Below are 18,234 nucleotides of genomic sequence, written 5' to 3' on the forward strand. Positions count from 1 at the left end.
GTGTCCTCACTTCAATTTGCATTTGCTCTCCGGACGGTCATAGCCGAGCGTATCGAGCTCCGAGACCTGGTGCAAAAAACCTTCCTGCGGCGAGACCGACACCACCATGCGGCCATCGACCAGCAGAATCGGCTGGCGCAGCTGCAGGTTCCAGTCGCGCAGCGTCAACCTTGTGCCCTTGAAGGCAGCGACCGAAAAGTCCGGTCCCCTAATGAAGTCGGTGACCTTCTTGGTGTCGCCCGAATTGGTGCGCGAGGTGGCCTCGCCGATGATGCGCACGGCGGTCCATGCCTGCATGTCCAGCGCGGTCATGCGGCGCTGATTGAGCTTGATGAAGCGGTTCTGCATCTGCACCGCACCCCATTGGTCCTGCGCCGCGTCCCAGCTCCGCGGCACGAGGCCGGCCGAGCCCGCGACGGGGCGGGGATCCCAGGTGCGGTAGGGCAGGTAGTTGGCGAACACTTCGCTCTCGTCGGCCGCAACCAGCACGTCATAGGCGGGCGCCTGCTGGGTGAACACTGGCATCTGGCGCTGGATCAGCGTCACGCCGGAATCGGTGCGGCGGGCGCCGCCGGCATCCTCGAAGGTGCGCTCCTGCACAATCTTTGCGCCGAAGCGCGTCGCCGTGCGGCGGAGCGCGTCCGCAAACAACTTGTCCTCGTCATGCGAGCCGACGACCAGCAGCCAGCGCTTCCACTGCTTCCACACCAGATACTGACCGAGCGCGTCGGCGAGCATGGCGCGCGTCGGTGCCGTGTGGATGACATTGGCGCGGCAATCAGCCTCGCGCAGCCGCTCGTCGATGGCGCCGGCATTGAGGAGCAACGTGCCGCGGTCGCGGAGCGCATCGGCGGCCTTGAGCAGCGCGTCCGCCGGCAGGTCGGCGACGATAAAACTGTTGCGCTCGGCGAGCTCGGTGGCCGCCTTCGCGGCGTCCTCGCCGTCCTTCAGACGGCGCTCCTCGAGCTTGAAACGCTGGTTGAGGAATTTACCGGTCGTGTTGTTGTCGTCGATGGCGAGGCGGGCGCCTGCGATGCCGTCATTGTCCGCCGGCTGCTCGACCAGCGACAGCGTCTGCTTGACGCCGGCGCGGCCGAGATAGCCGATGCCGATGTCGGTCGAGTCGGCCGCGAGCGTCTGCGTCGCCGCAAGACTTAAAGCCAGCAGGCCGACCAACCATCGGATCATGTTTCCTCCTCGCGTCCTCCCCGCCTTGTGCTGGTGGAGGCATTTCCTGCCTTGAAACATGACCGATTTGGCTTAGCTTGCAACCCCGCATTTCGTCATCGCGACGTTGGAGACCGGAATCACGATCATGCGAGCGTTGCTGCTTGTCGCCTCATTGTTGCTCGCGAGCTCGGCCGCGTCAGCCGATCCGCCAAAGCTTGCGGTGTTCGATTTCGAGCTGATCGATACCAGCCTGCCGGGCGAATTCTACGGTTCGAAGCCGGAACTGGTACGGCTCGATCGCATCAGCGAGCAGTTGCGCCAGGAGCTGGCGAAGTCCGGCAAGTTTACGGTGCTCGACATCGCGCCGGTCAGGGATGCCGCCCATCACAGCAATTTGCAGGCCTGCGGCGGCTGTGACCTGAAGCTCGCCGGACAATTGGGTGCCGATCTCGAGATCACCGGCGTGGTGCAGAAGGTCTCGAACCTGATCATCAACCTCAACATCTACCTGCGCGACGTGAAGACCGGAAACATGGTCACCGTCGCCAGTGCCGACATGCGCGGCAACACCGATGAATCCTGGACCCGCACCATGAGCTATCTCATCCGCAACCGCCTGCTTGCACCGAATTACGGGCGACCGGAGTAGGGGCCACTTACCCTCCCCTGGAGGGTAGGGGAATCGCGCGAAGCGCGAGCGGGGTGGGGTGACGGTCTCTCCGCATCGAGCACTGCCCGAGTGGAGAGATCACCCCACCCCGTCACGCAATCTCGCTTTGCTCGATCGCGTGCCGACCCTCCCCCTCCAGGGGAGGGTAAGCGAGAGCCGTTCTCGCGGGCCGCGATCAGATCACGCCGTCAGCCTGGCCGCGTGCCAGTGCAGATGGTCGCTCATGAATGTCGAGATAAAGTAATAGCTGTGGTCGTAACCGGCCTGACGGCGCAGCGTCAGCGGGATGTTGGCCTTGGTGCAGGCCGCCTGCAGCAGCTCGGGGCGAAGCTGCTCCTTCAGGAAATTGTCGGCCTCGCCTTGATCCACCAGGAAGCCCGAGAATTTCGCGCCGTCCTCGATCAGCGCCACGGTATCATGCGCGCGCCAGGCGTCCTTGTCGGGGCCGAGATAGCCGCCGAGCGCCTTGGTGCCCCAGGGCACCTGCGACGGCGCCACAATTGGCGCAAAGGCGCTGGCGGCGCGATAGCGGTGTGGGTTGCGTAGCGCGACGGTCAGTGCGCCGTGGCCGCCCATCGAATGCCCCATCACCGATTGCCGTTTGGCATCGACCGGGAAGTTCGCGGCGACGAGCTTTGGCAGCTCGTCGGTGACGTAGCTCCACATGCGGTAATTGCGCGCAAACGGCTCTTGCGTGGCGTCGACATAGAAGCCGGCGCCAAGGCCGAAATCATAGGCGTTGTTGGCATCGCCAGGCACGTCCGCGCCGCGCGGGCTGGTGTCGGGCGCGACGAAAATCAAGCCGAGCTCGGCGCAGGCGCGGCGGAATTCGCCCTTTTCGGTGACGTTGGCATGGGTGCAGGTCAGGCCGGAGAGATACCAGACCACCGGCAGCTTGGCACCGTCCGCGTGCGGCGGCACATAGACCGAGAACGTCATGTCGGTCTTGGTCTCGGCGCTGGCATGGCGGTACACGCCCTGCACACCGCCATAGGATTTGTTGGTCGAGACAGTCTGGATCGTCATGTCAGAAAACTCCGTGGCGCCTTAACCACATGATGATTGCAACGCTTGTATGACCGAATGTGTGGCGATGTCAGGCCACGCCGCTGTCGATCGCCAGCCGCACCAGCTCGACGGAGGTTTTTACCCCGAGCTTCTGGCGCATGATGGAGGAGGTGTTGGCCACCGTCTTGTAGGAGGACTGCACCAGCCAGGCAATCTCGGAAAGACTTTTCCCGGCACTGAGCAGTCTTAGAATTTCCATCTCCCGCGCATTCAGTTTCGACAGCGGGTTTTGCGCCAGCGCCGGTCCCGCAAAGGCGATGCTGCGCGCCATCGCGCTCGGCAGATAGGTCTCGCCATTGCCGACGGCGCGGATCGCCTCCACGAGGTCGTTGGGGTCGCCGGTCTTGGAGACGTAGCCCTTGGCGCCGCATTCGATCGCGCGCGCGGCGAAGGCGGGATCGTCGTTCATGCTGAACATGATGATGCGCGCCTCGGGCGCGCGTTCGAGGATGCGGCGCGCGAGCTCGAAGCCGGAGACGGTGGGCAAATTGATGTCGATCACGCAGAGGTCGGGACGTTCGACGATGAACACGCACTCGCCGTCTTCGGCGTCGGCGGCCTCCAAAATCTCGATCTCGCCCTCGTCGGCCAGCACGGCACGGCAGCCGGAGGCGACGATGGGATGATCGTCGACGATCAGAATGCGCATTGGCGTTTCCTCGGACAGCCCCGCTAGCCCTTTTTGCGTCGCATCGGGCCGGGATTGCTGTACGCTTTCGATTAGATATCGGGCGTTTCGGGTCTGTCAATGTTGGTCAGACAGGCGTCAGAGGTAACGGGCGAAACCAATGTGGCAAAATCTATCCTTGCGCGGGCGCATCAACCTGTTGCTGGCGCTGTTGCTGGCGCTGGGGCTCGCGGTGAACATCGCGCGGCAGGTCGCGGAGGCGGGGCCGCGCGTCCAGGCCGAGGACCAGAGCGTCATCCGCCTGGCGCGCGAATTCATCGAGATGATCGTGGCCGATCTGAAGGAGGCGCCGGATCCGGACGCCAAGCTGAACCAGATCGCGCGCGACCTCACGCGGCTGCGCCATGTCTCGATCGCGCTGCGGGACGAGACCGGAAACGCGCTGACGCCGCCGCGGACCGGTGAGAGCGACGATGGGCGCGCGCCGCCGGCCTGGTTCGTCAGCCTGGTTCATCCCGAGCAGACCGCGGTCAGTGTTCCCGTGTCCATCCATGGCAAGCCCGGCTCGCTGGTGATCACCTCGCACCCGAACGACGAGATCGCCGAGATCTGGGACGGTATCCTGACCCAGCTCGAGGTCGGCTCGGTTGTCGCGCTGGCCCTGTTCCTGGTGATGATGACGGTCGTCGGCCGCGCGCTGGCGCCGCTGCAATCGCTGTCGCAGGCGATGACCGAGCTCGAAGCCGGCCGTTACGACGCCCGCGTTGAGCCTGGCGGTGCACCCGAGCTCGCCGCCATCTGCACCAAGCTCAATCATCTCGCCGCGACCTTGGGGGAGGCGGTCGAGGAGAAGCGCCGGCTCGCCGAGCGCGCGGTGTCGCTCCAGGACATCGAGCGCAAGGAAATCGCGCGCGAGCTGCACGACGAGTTCGGGCCGTATCTGTTCTCGCTGCGCGCCCACGCCACGGCACTGGCAAAGCTGTCCGAGGCGCGCGAGCCGGGCGCGGAGGCCCTGCGCAAGCACGGCGCGGCGATCCTCGAACAGCTCAATTCGCTCCAGCAGTTCAATCGCCGCGTGCTGGAGCGCTTGCGGCCGGTGGGCCTGGCCGAGCTCGGCCTGCGCCAGGCGCTGGAATCGCTCTCTCGGCTGTGGCGGGAGTCGCATCCCGACGTCACCATCGCGACCACGATTTCGCCGGCGCTGGGGCCGACCGGCGAGACCGCTGATCTCACCATCTACCGCATCGTGCAGGAGGCGCTCACCAACGTATTCCGCCACGCCGGTGCGACATCGGTCGACGTCACGATCGAGCCCGGCGGCGCGCGCGACGGACGCGGCTGCGCGCGGGTACGCGTCCGCGACAATGGCCGCGGCATGGAGCCGGGCCAAAAACTCGGCTTCGGCCTCGTCGGCATGCGCGAGCGGATTCTAGCGCTGGGCGGCACGCTGAACGTGGCCTCGGGCGAGGGCGGCGTGACCGTGGAGGCGCTGGTTCCGACCGCCGCGGCCTGATCGGGAAAAATTCCCGATTTCGTCGGGAAGATGGGTGCGAATTTCCTCCGACCTTTTGGGGCTGGTGCGATCGGACCTGCCGACTACACTTCCTTCAAGCGAAACGGCATTGTTCAGAACAAGCCGTAAGCGATTGGGATGAATGGGACGACCGGGGTATGGGCGCGCGACGTCTGTTGATTGCTTCTGTGACGACGGGGCTTGTGTTGGGGCTTGATGCGGCGCTCGCCGCACAGGAGGAGGAAACCAACGTCCAGAATTTACCGCCGGTCGAGGTCTCGGCGCCGCCACCCTCGACGCGGCGCAGCGCGCCGCGAATGCCGACCCGCGTTGCCGCTCCGCGGACCCGGCTCTACGTCTACCCGACCTCGCCGGGCACCAGCAAAGGCCTCGACGTCGACAAGGTCCCGTCCAGCATCAACGCGGTCGATGCCACCCAGATCAAGCGCACCGGCTCGATGAACGTCACCGACGCGCTGCGCGACAACATCGCCGGCGTCAACATCTCCGAGGTGACCGGTAATCCGTTCACCCCGGACGTCGAATTCCGCGGCTTCGTTGCCTCGCCGGTGACGGGTACGCCGCAGGGGCTTGCGGTCTACCAGAACGGCGTCCGCATCAATGAAGCCTTTTCGGATGCGATGAACTGGGACCTGATCCCGACCGCCGCGATCCGGTCGGTCACGCTCGTGACCAACAATCCCGCCTTCGGCCTCAATGCGCTGGGCGGTGCGATCAATCTCCAGATGAAGGACGGCTTTACCTATCAGGGCGCCGAGATCGACGTCATGGGCGGCTCGTTCGGTCGCATCCAGGGCTCGGCGCAGTGGGGCAAGACCGTCGACAAGAACTACGCCGTCTATGCCGCGCTCGAAGGCCTGCACGACAACGGCTTTCGCAATTTTTCGCAGTCCGACGTGCGCCGTTTCTACAGCGATGTCGGCTACAGGAACGAGAACGCCGAATTCCACGTCAATATCGGCGCCGCCAAGAACAATTTTGGCGCCAGCGCCACCGTCCCTGCCGAACTCCTCCAGCAATATTGGGGCGCGACCTACACCACGCCGCAGACCACCGCAAACCGCGTCGGCTATCTCAACCTCACCGGCAAGGTCGAGGCCACGCCGACCTGGACCTTCGAAGGCACGGCGCATGTGCGCAGGTTCGAGCAGAATGTCGTCGACGGCAATCCGACCGACGTGCAGGAATGCGCCATTGCGGGGCTGCTGTGCTTTGGCAATGACACGACGCCCGCAAATGGCGTGAACGGCGTACAGCTTGCCAATCCCTTCCCGACGGGGACGATCCTCGGCGAGATCGACCGGGGCTCGATCCGCTCGACCACCTTCGGTGTGTCGGGGCAGGCCACCAACACCGATCAGCTGCTCGGGCATGATAACCGCTTCGTGGTCGGGGCCAGCTATGACGCCAGCGTCACGCGCTACAACGCTACCGCAGAGATCGGTACGATCGGCGAAAACTACGTCGTCACCGGCAGCGGCATCTTCCTGGGACCGACCGGCACACCAGACCCGGTCGCCGGTCCTGTCTCGCTGCGGACCGTCAATCAATATAACGGCCTGTACGCGATGGACACGTTCAACGTCACGGACGCCTTCGCGATCACCGGCGGCGGCCGCTTCAACGCCGCGCGCATCTCGCTTGAGGATCAGCTCGGCACCGCGCTCAACGGCGACCACAGTTTTAATCGCTTCAATCCTGTCATCGGCGGCACCTACAAGTTCACGCCGGAATTGACCGCCTATGCCGGCTACTCCGAGGCCAACCGCGTGCCGACACCGCTCGAGCTCGGTTGCGCCGATCCCCTCAGGCCCTGCCTCCTCGCGGCATTTCTGGTTTCGGACCCGCCCTTGAAGCAGGTGGTGTCCAAAACCGTCGAAGCGGGCCTGCGCGGCACCAAGGAGCTGAACATCGGCACGCTTGGCTGGAAGATCGGCGGCTTCCGCGCCACCAATTACGACGACATCCTCGCCGTTCCCGTGCCGGGGCGGACCGGCTTCGGCTATTTCCAGAACGTCGGCTCGACCCGCCGCCAGGGGCTCGAGGCCGAGGTCAACATCAAGTCGCCGACGCTGACGTTCAGCGCGAGCTACGCGTTCATCGATGCGCGCTTCCTCGATGCGTTGACGCTCGGCTCCAACAGCCCGTTCGCCGACGCCGACGGCAACATCCAGGTGTCGCCCGGCAACCAGATCCCCGCGGTGCCGCGCCACCGCGTCAAGGTCGGCGTCGAATACGCGCTGACCGATGCCTGGAAGGTCGGCGGCAACGCGCTGTTCGTCTCCAGCCAGTATTTTGTCGGCGACGAGTCCAACCAGTTCGCAAAGCTGCCGTCCTACACCGTGTTCAACGTGCATTCCTCGTATCAGGTCACCAAGAACGTCACGTTCTATGGCCGCATCGACAACATTTTTGACAATCGCTACGCCACCTACGGCCAGTTCTTCGACACCACCGCCGTGCCCAACTTCACCAATGGCGGCGCCGCCTTCAACGACCCGCGCTCGCTGAGCCCGGCAAGGCCCCGCGCGCTCTACGCCGGCATGAGGGTGACGTTCTGAGGAGCGAGAAGTCCCTGATGTTTTGCTTCAGCCAACCGGCCCGGGGATCCAATAATCACCGGCCAGTGGCCTGACCTTTACGCCGGAGATGACCCCGAGCTCCAGGCTCGGATCGAAATGGCGCATCGTCCGTTCATTGAGATCAATGATGCGGCCAGGCACGAGTGGGCCCACGTCATTGATCTTGACGATGACTTTCTTGCCGACAGCCTCGACGAGGGCAAATTTCGGCCGCGCGCCAAATTGAACGCCACCAAATTTCTGACGCAAGCTGGTCTTGATGGCGGCCGCCCAAACAGAGGGATCATAGCGCTCGCCGGAGGCTGTGTCCGGACCGCCCTCCTGCCGTCCGGGCTTGAATGGATTGTACATGGACGCTGCGCCAACGATCGCATCTCCGCAAGCCTCGTTGACGACAGCGCTTGAATGAACTCCACTTGCTTCACAGCGAGCAGCGGTAACTGAAACGGCAAGCGCAACCACGGCGCCGCAAACTGCGGCGCTCGAGCAGAACAGCATCATAGATCCTCGATTTTCTGTGATCGTAGTTCCCGAAGCCGCAGAAAAGCGTCGAGCGAACGCTGGAGCGTTGCGAACTCGTGCCTATTCGTTGCGGATTCGTGCCAATTCCGGCGACGGAACCGTTGTGAGAACCTGGGAGGTTCCACACAGTGTTCTAGTTTTCACCGGTTAATACAGGGAATGCGTCAGTAGCGTGACCGACAGTAATTCCACGGTCGTGCCGATACTGCCCTTTTACTGCCCCTTTTACTTCCGTTGGCCGCTCAAGAAGCGGACGTTCGATCAGCTCGTACTTATTCGGGCAGCCCCGCTTTGATCCGAGCTGTGAGTTTAGCTCCAGAGCGCGATGACACAATCTGATCGCCTCGGCCAAGCCTTCGCGCGTAATATTGATGCATGGCCCGAAGGCAGAAATCATAGGCCGTGAGGTCCTCCGGTCGTCGCCGCGTTGCCATCGCTATTCCGGCCTTGAATAGTTTGGGCTCGATGGCAGAGACAACGGCGACCGTCACTTCGTCCTGCAGAGCGAAGACATCAGTCAGGTCACGCTCGAACCTGCCTGCCCAGACGTGAGCGCCAGTTGCCGCATCGATCAACTGCCCTGCGATGCGGACTTTGCCCGAGGCCTTGCGCACCGATCCCTCAAGCACATATCGAACGCCAAGCCTGCGCCCGACCTCCTTGATGTCGGTGGCCTTGCCTTTGAAGGTGAAGCTGGAATTTCGAGCGATTACGAACAGCCATTTGAACTACGAGAGTGCGGTGATGACCTCCTCGACCATTCCATCGGCAAAATACTCCTGTTCGGGATCGCCGCTCATGTTTTCGAACGGTAGCACTGCGATAGACGGCTTATCGGGAATTGCGAGAGCGCTCTCTGATGCATCTCCGTGACTTGGGATGGCAGCCTCTCGCACCTGCCCGACGAAACGGAATCCCTTGCGCGGCAACGTCTTGATCAGACGCTGTTCTTCTCCGGAATCGCCAACCGCGCCTCGAGCGGCATTGAGCCGAGTCGTCAGTGCTGCATCCGAAATGCTGCGCCCATTCCAAACGGCATCGTCCTTGCTGACGACGCGCTCCCTGTTGCGGATCTCAGTCGAGCAGATCAAAGACCTGTGGCGCCATCGGGACCAGGTCGGCGCCGCGGTACAGCTCGCGCCGGTCAGTATCAAATACGTAGTCCTTGAAGAGATAGCGCAAGGCGCGAAATCCCTCGGGTGGGCCCGATCGCCGGTCGGGGTTTTTGAAGCCGCCGGAAAGCGCAAGAATAGGCTCCCGCTCAGGAAAATGTAAGCAGGCCGTCAAGCATCCACGAGCTCGCGGTAGCCGTCAGCCAAACATAAGCAGATGGAGGTCACCGATCTAATCGATGTCGCCGCGAACATAGGCCTCTGCGCGCTCGACCAGACGATCGAGCGTGCCTGCGGCCGTGTCGAGGACGAGATGCTCCCGATCCCAGGGTTCATAGTCCCGGCTCATGATCTCATCCCAGGCGGGCAGCTTGTGGCCGCCGATGTCGGGGAGGCGGTCTTCCGCGCGCCGGCGGTGCAGGGCGGGGTCGCTGCAGACGAGCTCGATTTCGACGAGACGCGCCGCGTTTTGCGCTGCCGTCTTGCGCCATCCGGTGCGGCTCGCAAGCACAGGATTGACGCAGTCCACGATCACGATGCGCCCCGGCTTCAGGTTTTCGGCCGCCAAAGCGTTGGCAATGGCGTAGCCGGTCTCGCCGACCGTGAGCCCCGCTGCCTGCATGGCCTGCTCGATCGCGTCGATTCGGAGATAGGTTGCCCCGAGCCGCATGGTCAATTTGCGGGCAAGGGTCGTCTTGCCGGTCCCGGGTCGTCCTCCAAACACGACCAATATCGGCGGTTGCTGTTCATATTTCATGACGGATCTGAGGGCCGCTGGATTGTTTTCGAGCAAAGTGGATACCGGTTGAGAAAACGCGTCAAAAAAACGCGTCAAAACAAGAATCTAGAGCCCCCGTTCCGATTCGATCGGAACGGACTCCGGCGACCGGGCCCACGACCATGGGAGGGCAGATAATTGCCCGGGCGAAGGGTAAGATCGATTGCAACGGACGATCCGTAAATTTATTCAAGCGGTTGGTATCCTGGTTCCACTATAACGGCGAACGATCCGGCGTAGGCGCGGGGATGAAATGTTAGCTGGCAGCACTGTCGATATTTCTTCGATCCTGAACCGCATCCTCGATACGGCCGCGGACAATCTGCGGGTCGCGAAGATCCTGGTCCAGATCGGACTCGACCCCAACAACATCACCTATGAGGCGCTGTTCAACCGCCTGCTGGAGATCTTTCTGGCCAACATCACGCTGGCCAACATGTTCGCCGTGATCGGCGCGGTCTTCTTCGTGGCGACGCTGCTGATGCAGACCATGGTGCCCTTGCGCATCGCGAACATGTGCGGCGCCACCTTCCTCGCGGCCTTCGGCGCCTTGTCGGGAAACGTCGGCACGTTGGCTTTGTACCTCCTGTCGCTGCCGATCAACGCCATCCGGCTGCGCCAGATGCTCAAGCTGATCAAGAAGGCGCGCACGGCGACGCAGGGCGACATGTCGATGGAGTGGCTGAAGCCGTTCATGACCGAGCGCAAATATCGCAAGGGCGACGTTCTCTTCAAGAAGGGCGATCCCGCCAACGAAATGCTCCTGACCGTCACGGGCAAGTTCCTGGTCAAGGAAATCGGCGTCGAGCTGCCGCCCGGACGTCTTATGGGCGAGCTCGGCTTCCTGACGCCGAACAACCGGCGCACCGGAACGATCGAGTGCCTGGAAGACGCGCAGGTGCTGACCATCACCTACGAGCGGCTGCTCGAGATCTACTTCCAGAATCCGCAGTTCGGCTATTATTTCCTCGTCCTCACCAGCCAGCGCCTCCTGGAGAACATCGCACGGCTGGAGGGCATCGTCGCGCAACAGAAGGCCGCGGAGCAGTCCGCGAAGGGCGATCTCGCCTAAATCTGCCACTGGGTTGGGCGAGCCGAGTACCCCAGTCTCGACGTCCGTTGATCTGGATCAACAAAGGCAAATTCGACGTTCAGTCTCTTTGGCGTCGGGCTCCGCGCGGCTTCCCTGTCGAGAGATCGGCATTTGGAGCGGCCCGCGCGTTTCTCGGGAGGTTCGACGATGACACGGCACCTTCTCTTCGCGATCGCGATCATAGGCACCGGCGTGCTCCTCAACGCACCAGTGGGAATGGCGACCCCGCTGCAATGTGAGGACAGAAACGTGAATTGCCTGGGCAACTGCGCCGACAGGACAGGAGGGGCAGGTGACCTGGGAGGCCGCCAGAACAAATGCCTGCTCTACTGCAGCCGGCAGGTCTCAAGATGCTTGATACGCGATGCGATGATCCGCCATTGACGCAGGCCAATTTCTTCGGGAGGTCCCATCCGGTCTACGCAGACCTTGGTGGAGGTAAAACTCGCCTCGCCTTATCTTCGCTTCCGATCCAGAGCTGACTTGTGACGAGTGTCTCGGGGGGTAGGCAAGTCTAATTGAACGCGAACCAGGCCTTGGCGACGAATGTCGCGCTGCACCAGTTCGAGGTCAGGCCATCCGGGTTGGGGACGAGATTAACGCGGCCGCCTGGCCGCGCATTTGGATCGCCGGTAAAGACGAAGCAGTTTTCCTTCGACAGGTTGGTGTCGTAGTAGCGCAGGTCGAGGTTGAACGCCTTGTGTGTGAAGGTGACGCCCGCTTGCCAATTGAGATAGGCGGGAAGCGGGAAGCCGCCGAGTTGCGAAGCCTGATTGCCGAACCAGGAATAGCCGGCAGCGGCGGTGAACGATATGGTCAGGTTCTGCGGCAGCAGCCGGGCCGGCATGTCGAAGCCAACCCCGCCCGCCACATATTGACTCCAGGCGCCGGTGTTCGAGACATTTGGAGAATAGGCGTAGCCGGCGGCGACGCGGATCTGTTCGCCGATGCGTCGATCGCCGCGGACAACGGCCTCCCAGTAGTTGATGCCGTTGGTCTCGCCAGGAAGTCTTTCACCGGGATAAGCGAAATAGGTGACCCCAAGATCGAAATCGATCGTTGCTATCTTCGGGCGCATACCCGCAGCAAAGGTGAACTCGGCGGCTGGCTGGGTCGGCAGCTTGACGGTGGCGACCGTGGTGCCGGCGTAGAGTAGGCCCCATCTTGTTTCGAAGGCGGCGCCGGCCGCGGGCCCATGATCGGACAGCGTGGTCCCGCGATAAATATAGTCGGATGCAAGCCCGCGCGGGCGCTGAATTCGAATTCGTTCGCGGACGTTGCGTGATCGGTGTCGGCCGCCGACCATCCGCGGTTGCCAAGGCCAATCGCACCGCCCTGAGCGGGGGGTTCGGCTAGCGCCAGACCGCCGGTCACGGGTGTCAGCAAAAATCCGACCAGCACAGCGATTGAGGCGCCGCGTACACGTCGGACCGATGCTCCGTCTCGCCGTTCCACAGTCCGTTATCCTCCCAGGGCTACCGCGACACCAACCAGCGCACTACCGACAGCCACCATCGCAAGTCCCGTCGCCCAGGGCCGCAACCCGCTATGAAATCCGAACACGTAACCACAGCAGAACAGCATCACGATAGCCACGGCGTAGGACACACGCAGCGCCAATCTGGCGTCGCTCAGGACCAGGAACGGGATTACCACCGGGAATGTCGAAACAAAGCTTAGCAGGCAAAGGCCCAACGCGCCGGTCCAGTCGCGCTTGGTCAGCCGTGGACCGGGAGAGGCCTCGGGCATTTGCTGCAATCTTTGCCGCATCGACTCCAACTGCTCCGCAGGCGGGATTGCCGATAATTCCTCCGGCAATGCCTCGGCAATGACGCGCCGCGCCGTTTCGGCATCGGGCGCCCGTCGTATCGCGCGGAGGGTCAGAATTTTGGCTCCCCGGTCGTTGATGCGCGCCAGCAGATAAAGACCGCCGTCAACAATGCCCCAGGCGAGATTGCAGCCGAGCGCACCGATCAGCATCGTCTGAACGTTGATGTCAGCCCCGGTCGCGACGCCGAGCGAGCAGATGAAGGTGAGGGCCATGATCAGCCCGAATAAAGTCTCCGAGATCCGTTCCATCGGATCAAGGACGTTAGCGAAGAGAGATTCTGAAACCTCTGACATCCCGGTAAGACGCCCGTTGGTCGCTGCTGATGAATCAACTTTCCACGCAAAGCTTGAGCCACGTCGAAGAACGCGCCGGCAAGCTTGATCTAGATCAAGCGTACCGCCCCCCAGGGCGCCTCGCTCGCGCGATGTGCGCCCGGCTCGTACTTGACAAGCACGATGAGAGAACGCCGCCCAGCACGAAAACGAGCGATCCGGAAGGGTGAGCATTATTCTGTGGTGGCAAGACGCGCTGTATAGTATTATAGGTTGCGTTCAGATGGGGCGGCCTGGAAGCGTTGCTTGCCCAGCACGAATTGAAAATGGAGATGATGCAGAGCGAGAACCTGCTGCCAGATGCTTGGTCTTGAACGTCGCAAAATGCGCAAGCCAGTACGAAGGGAGTGGAAGATGGATTGGATAGAACAGTTGTTGGGCTTTAGCCCCGATGGAGGTGACGGCACTGCTGAGGCGATGATTGTTTTTGCCGCCTGCGTGGTCGTTGCAATTGTTATTTTTGCTCGTGTGCCCAAGGCAAGAGGCTACGTCCGAAATCTGCTGGGGCTGAGCAAGCGCGCGTGATTGCAACCCAAGGATGGGGCGCGGCAATAGCAGATCCGAATTCTTGAAATGGCCGAAGGTGCTCGACCCGGTCCTTGATACTGACTGTTCTGACTGAGCAAGGGCAGCTGCTCAGCGCGCCCATTGCTGCACTTCCTACCGCGTGTCGTGAATGGACAAAGTCGCCTGATAGCGCGAGGTCGTTCAGATGAGCAAGTCGACAAAACGGAAGCGAAGCTCCTCCCCAACATCCCCCAAGCGATATGCGCGCAAGACCAGACGCGCTGCTGCACCTGCCGCTCCCTCATTCAAGCCGCTCAGGCTTAGCAAGCAAAAGGTCGCTGCAAAGAAGAAGAAAAAGAAGACAGATGGAAGCGGGCCACTCGAGTGGCTGCTCCCGATGCTGGAGTCGAGCTACACGCCACTGGAAGCGCGGGGCGCAACGTCGCGCTCGGCCATCACGACAACTGCAAGCAGTCTTGATTCGAGGAGCAGGACCCTGATCGCGCCGGCCCCGCCCGCAATATGGCGCGACGTTCTCCTCGAATATAAGCAACGCAAGGCCGTGGCGGTCGCAGCGCCGCCGTCGGCAGCGGGCGCCCCGCCGGCGCCATTTGTTCCAGGTGCGCGCAATTGGCTTCCGCTGGGCCCGAGCGTCGTGATAGATGGCCAGACCGTCGGCAATCAACCGGTTGCGGGGCGTGTCTCGCGTCTTGCGGTTGCGCCGGGCGGTGCGGTCGTTTATGCCGCGTCGGCCAACGGCGGCGTATTTCGCTCCGCCGACGGCGGTACAACGTGGCGGTCCATGATGGACCGTTTCGACTTGGATCCCACGAATTTTGCCACTGCAAGCTTGGTCTGCGGAGCGATCGCAATCGACCTCGCAGACTCGAACCGCGTCTATGTTGGAACCGGCGAAGGGGACACGCTGCAGCTTTTCCGCTCTCGCGTAACAGGAGCCCTTCCAGCCTACCGGGGGCTCGGTGTGATCCGCACCGATGACGGGGGCGCGAATTGGAACGTCGAACCGAGCTCGCCCGACCTTGCGGGTGAGGCCTTCTTCGCGCTCGCCGTCGATCCCGGCAATCGTGAGAATGTAGTTGGCGCCACGACCGTTGGGCTTTACCGCCGCGTACCTCAGACTGGTGGTCAATTTCAATGGGTGCAGGTGCGCCCCGGAGTGCACGCGAGCGTCGTTGCCGCATCGAGCGCCGGCACGACACGATTCTTTGGTGCTGAGTGGGGACAGGGTCCCTCGCCATCAACGGTCGTGTATTCGGACGACGGAGGAGCAACCTGGGCTGGCGCCGGCACCAATTTCCCAACAGCCGGCATCGGGCGCATAGCACTTGCGGTACAACCAGATAAGCCAGATCGCGTCTATGCATTTGTTGCGACCTCGAGCGGATCGCTCCAGGGCGTGTATCGCCTTGATGGCGTGACTCAGGCTTGGAAACGCGTTGACGCTGTGCCGAACGTGCTGCCCGGAGGTCAGGGGGACTACGACCTGACGATCATCGTTGATCCTGCCGATGCAAACCTGATCTACCTCGGCGGCGATCGCATGGACGCCCCGCCGTGGGGCGGATCGATCTGGCGTTGCAGCATTCGGGCGAGCGGCTCTGCTTACAAGGTGAGCAACTCGGTATCGATCGGTACTCATGCCCACGCCGATATTCACGTCATCTGCCACACGCCCGGTGATCCGAACGAGCTGTGGTGCGGATGCGACGGTGGAGTATTTCTCAACCGCGACCCCAAAGGCAGCGGTGAGTTCGTAAGTCAAAATAACGGGCTCGCGTGCCTCTGCAGCAATTTTATCGCGCAGCATCCAACGGATCCCAATATCCTGTTCAGTGGTCTGCAAGATAACGGCACGGCGCGGACGGCGTCGGGACCGATCTGGACGCATGTCAGCGGTGGAGATGGTGGTTACTGCTTGATCAACTGGAATAATACCAACCAAGTGCTCGTGTACATGAATGGGGTCGTGTATCGCTCTACGACCGGCGGCACATCGCACGCGGGGTGGACTCCGGTATGGAACTTCGGTTGGGCGACGATGACGCAACCGATTGTCGGTGTGCCGTACAATCCTTCAAGCCCATCCAGCGCAGACTTGGTGGCGGTCGGGGCTGGTCAGCTCGTATATCTATCGAATAATTTCGCGAGCAATTGGCTCTCGCCGATCACTCTCCCTGGTGGGGCTTCGACGGGTGACGCGTTCGCACTAGCTTTTGCCTCGGCAAACCGTCTGTTCATCGGGACGACGCGCGGCCAAGTGTTTCGAGCGGATCGCTCGGGCAATGCTTGGCAGATTGCGCGGCTCGACGACGCGCCCGCCGCGCCGCTCGGAGTATCGGGTCTCATCGCCGATGTTGCGGTGGACTGGGCCGATGCGAGCAACGCCTCCGTCTATGTCACCTTTGGGGGACTCGGAGATCGTCGCAGAGTGTGGCATTTCGACGGGACACGCTGGGACGTTCGCAGTGGCACCGGCGGGACCGGCCTCCTTGACGTTGAGCATAACGCCCTGGCCGTTGACCGGATAGCCCCCAACAACCTCTATGTCGGCGCTGATGTCGGCGTCTGGCATTCTCCCGACGGTGGGCTCAATTGGAATCCGCTGGAGAACGGGTTGCCCGATGCGCCGGTTTTCGATCTGCAAATTCACCCAACACAGCGGCTATTGCGAGCGGCGACGCACGGGAGAGGCGTGTACGAGATTTCGCTCCAATAAGGAAATACAAGTTTGCTTCAGCGGTCTCATTGTCGCCTCAAAAGGCAGACGATGAGCGGCTAAGCAGACTTGAGCGAAAGCTGGAGACGCGTTCGAACAGGGCGCGAACGGCACTTCTCAAATCGCCCGAGACTGGTCATTGTGCCTGCCGGAACAGGAACAGCCGGTTGTCGGAGAAGCATTGATGTCGGACGAGGTCTCGCGTCGCGAGTTTGCGAAGATCGCGGGATTGTCCGCGGCCGGGTTGGCAGCTCCGCAAGTCGTGGAGGCAAAGCCGGCAGCCGCGCCGCGCAACGCCGGCGGCTTTCCGGCGGGTTTCCTCTGGGGCACCGCGACCTCGTCCTATCAGGTCGAGGGCGCCGTTACCGAGGATGGGCGAGGGCCGTCGATCTGGGACACCTTCACCCGCGTGCCCGGCAAGATCGAGGACGGCAGCAATGGCGACCGTGCCAACGAGCACTATCATCGCTACAAGGACGACATCCGCCTGATCGCCGATCTCGGCTGCAAGGCGTATCGCTTTTCGGTGGCCTGGCCGCGGGTGTTTCCGGACGGTGACGGCAAGCCGAACCCAAAAGGGCTCGACTTCTACAACCGCCTGATCGACGAATGCTTGCGGAACGGCATTGAGCCGTGGCTGACGCTCTATCATTGGGACCTGCCGCAATCGCTGCAAGACCGCTTTGGCGGCTGGCGGTCGGCCGAGACCTGCAAGGCTTTTGGCGATTATTCGGCCTATGTCGCACGGCACCTGACCGATCGCGTCAAGAACGTGTTCACACTGAACGAGAGCGGCCGGTTCGTCTATTTCGGCTATGGCAGCGGCATCGACGCGCCGGGGTTGACGTTGTCGCAGGCCGAGGTCAACCAGGTCAGGCACAACAGCGCACTCGCGCACGGCCTTGCCGTGCAGGCGGTGCGCGCCAACGGCCGCCGCGGCACAAGGGTCGGGCCCGCCGAGAACATCGATGCCTGCATTCCCGCGATCGACACGCCGGAAAACGTCCGCGCCACCGAGATCGCGCTGCGTGAACTGAACGCCAGCTATCTCAACGTCATCCTGGAGGGCAAATACACCGACGCCTTCCTCAAATTCGCCGGCGCCAATGCGCCAAAGTACACGGCGGAGGAGTTGAAGGTTATCTCCTCGCCGGTCGATTTCCTCGGCCTCAACATCTACGCGCCCCAGCACTACATCATCGCCTCCGACAAGGAGCCTGGCTTCTCGCTGCTGCCGATCCCAAAATCCTTCCCGCACATGAACTCGAACTGGCTGCGCATCGGCCCGGAGACGATCTACTGGGTGCCGAAGCTGGCGGCAAAAATCTGGAAGACCGGCCCGATCTATATCAGCGAGAACGGCACGTCCGGCGAGGACGAGGTGACGGCCGACGGCAAGATTTTCGACACCGACCGCATCATGTATTTGCGCAACTATCTGGCGCAGCTCCAGCGCGCCACCGCCGAAGGCGTGCCGGTGCGTGGCTATTTCCTGTGGAGCCTGATGGACAATTTTGAGTGGGTGTTCGGGCTCAACAAGCGTTTTGGCCTGTACCACGTCAATTTCGACACCCAGGTGCGCACGCCAAAACTGAGCGCGAGTTTTTATCGCAACGTCATCGCGAGGAACGCGGCGGGGGTGTGACGGCGCCTCCCGTAGACGTCAAACG

14 protein-coding genes and 1 pseudogene are annotated in these 18,234 nt (G+C 62.4%); 7 read left to right on the plus strand and 8 right to left on the minus strand.

Features of this window, described 5'->3' with window-relative positions; translation table 11 throughout:
• Window positions 1-6 precede the first annotated feature (6 nt).
• Window positions 7-1,188 (minus strand): ABC transporter substrate-binding protein, encoded by a 1,182-nt coding sequence (locus tag JQ632_RS13735; protein WP_212402862.1) that lies wholly within the window; start codon window positions 1,186-1,188, stop codon window positions 7-9.
• Window positions 1,189-1,315: 127 nt separating this feature from the next.
• On the opposite strand from JQ632_RS13735, the gene JQ632_RS13740 reads away from it, so the two are divergent.
• The gene (locus JQ632_RS13740; RefSeq protein ID WP_212402863.1) at window positions 1,316-1,819 is read left to right on the plus strand and encodes a DUF3280 domain-containing protein; all 504 of its coding nucleotides are present in this window, start codon (window positions 1,316-1,318) and stop codon (window positions 1,817-1,819) included.
• A gap of 201 nt (window positions 1,820-2,020) precedes the next feature.
• On the opposite strand, the gene fghA is transcribed toward JQ632_RS13740, so the two are convergent.
• Together fghA and JQ632_RS13750 are read right to left on the minus strand one after the other, a co-directional pair.
• Complete coding sequence (gene fghA, locus JQ632_RS13745; RefSeq protein WP_212402864.1) at window positions 2,021-2,866, minus strand: S-formylglutathione hydrolase; 846 nt, start codon at window positions 2,864-2,866, stop codon at window positions 2,021-2,023.
• Between the two features lie 70 nt (window positions 2,867-2,936).
• Entirely contained in the window at window positions 2,937-3,557 is a 621-nt protein-coding gene (locus JQ632_RS13750) for a response regulator transcription factor (protein ID WP_212402865.1), read from the minus strand.
• Window positions 3,558-3,696: 139 nt separating this feature from the next.
• On the opposite strand from JQ632_RS13750, the gene JQ632_RS13755 reads away from it, so the two are divergent.
• Both JQ632_RS13755 and JQ632_RS13760 read left to right on the plus strand, forming a co-directional pair.
• The gene (locus tag JQ632_RS13755) at window positions 3,697-5,049 is read left to right on the plus strand and encodes an ATP-binding protein (RefSeq protein WP_212402866.1); all 1,353 of its coding nucleotides are present in this window, start codon (window positions 3,697-3,699) and stop codon (window positions 5,047-5,049) included.
• Between the two features lie 158 nt (window positions 5,050-5,207).
• Window positions 5,208-7,631, plus strand: a complete 2,424-nt coding sequence (locus JQ632_RS13760; protein ID WP_212402867.1) for a TonB-dependent receptor — start codon at window positions 5,208-5,210, stop codon at window positions 7,629-7,631.
• A gap of 27 nt (window positions 7,632-7,658) precedes the next feature.
• Here the strand turns inward: JQ632_RS13760 and JQ632_RS13765 are convergent, their stop codons facing one another.
• The 3 genes and pseudogenes from JQ632_RS13765 to JQ632_RS13775 form a co-directional block, all read right to left on the minus strand.
• On the minus strand, window positions 7,659-8,153 hold the full coding sequence (locus JQ632_RS13765) for a septal ring lytic transglycosylase RlpA family protein (RefSeq protein WP_212402868.1): 495 nt from the start codon (window positions 8,151-8,153) through the stop codon (window positions 7,659-7,661).
• A gap of 313 nt (window positions 8,154-8,466) precedes the next feature.
• Window positions 8,467-9,356 (minus strand): annotated as a pseudogene (locus tag JQ632_RS13770) (adenylate cyclase 3); the annotation flags it as partial.
• A 162-nt stretch (window positions 9,357-9,518) separates the two neighbouring features.
• Window positions 9,519-10,043, minus strand: coding sequence for an AAA family ATPase (locus JQ632_RS13775; protein ID WP_212402869.1), 525 nt, complete (start codon window positions 10,041-10,043; stop codon window positions 9,519-9,521).
• Between the two features lie 274 nt (window positions 10,044-10,317).
• Here JQ632_RS13775 and JQ632_RS13780 point away from each other — a divergent pair, with 274 nt between their 5' ends.
• Complete coding sequence (locus JQ632_RS13780) at window positions 10,318-11,136, plus strand: Crp/Fnr family transcriptional regulator (protein ID WP_212402870.1); 819 nt, start codon at window positions 10,318-10,320, stop codon at window positions 11,134-11,136.
• 535 nt (window positions 11,137-11,671) lie between these two features.
• Here JQ632_RS13780 and JQ632_RS13785 read toward each other — a convergent pair.
• Together JQ632_RS13785 and JQ632_RS13790 are read right to left on the minus strand one after the other, a co-directional pair.
• On the minus strand, window positions 11,672-12,463 hold the full coding sequence (locus JQ632_RS13785; RefSeq protein WP_212402871.1) for a TorF family putative porin: 792 nt from the start codon (window positions 12,461-12,463) through the stop codon (window positions 11,672-11,674).
• 155 nt (window positions 12,464-12,618) lie between these two features.
• Complete coding sequence (locus JQ632_RS13790; RefSeq protein WP_212402872.1) at window positions 12,619-13,281, minus strand: VIT1/CCC1 transporter family protein; 663 nt, start codon at window positions 13,279-13,281, stop codon at window positions 12,619-12,621.
• 393 nt (window positions 13,282-13,674) lie between these two features.
• Here JQ632_RS13790 and JQ632_RS13795 point away from each other — a divergent pair, with 393 nt between their 5' ends.
• The 3 genes from JQ632_RS13795 (at window position 13,675) to JQ632_RS13805 (ending at window position 18,209) form a co-directional block, all read left to right on the plus strand.
• Window positions 13,675-13,845 carry a hypothetical protein gene (locus JQ632_RS13795; protein WP_212402873.1) on the plus strand — a complete coding sequence of 57 codons (171 nt, stop codon included), beginning with the start codon at window positions 13,675-13,677 and terminating at the stop codon, window positions 13,843-13,845.
• Between the two features lie 187 nt (window positions 13,846-14,032).
• On the plus strand, window positions 14,033-16,564 hold the full coding sequence (locus JQ632_RS13800; protein WP_212402874.1) for a hypothetical protein: 2,532 nt from the start codon (window positions 14,033-14,035) through the stop codon (window positions 16,562-16,564).
• 184 nt (window positions 16,565-16,748) lie between these two features.
• A complete protein-coding gene (locus JQ632_RS13805) occupies window positions 16,749-18,209 on the plus strand; it encodes a GH1 family beta-glucosidase (protein WP_212402875.1) in 1,461 nt (486 codons plus the stop codon).
• Window positions 18,210-18,234 lie beyond the last annotated feature (25 nt).

It is taken from the genome of Bradyrhizobium liaoningense (assembly GCF_018130955.1).
Lineage (GTDB): Bacteria > Pseudomonadota > Alphaproteobacteria > Rhizobiales > Xanthobacteraceae > Bradyrhizobium > Bradyrhizobium liaoningense_C.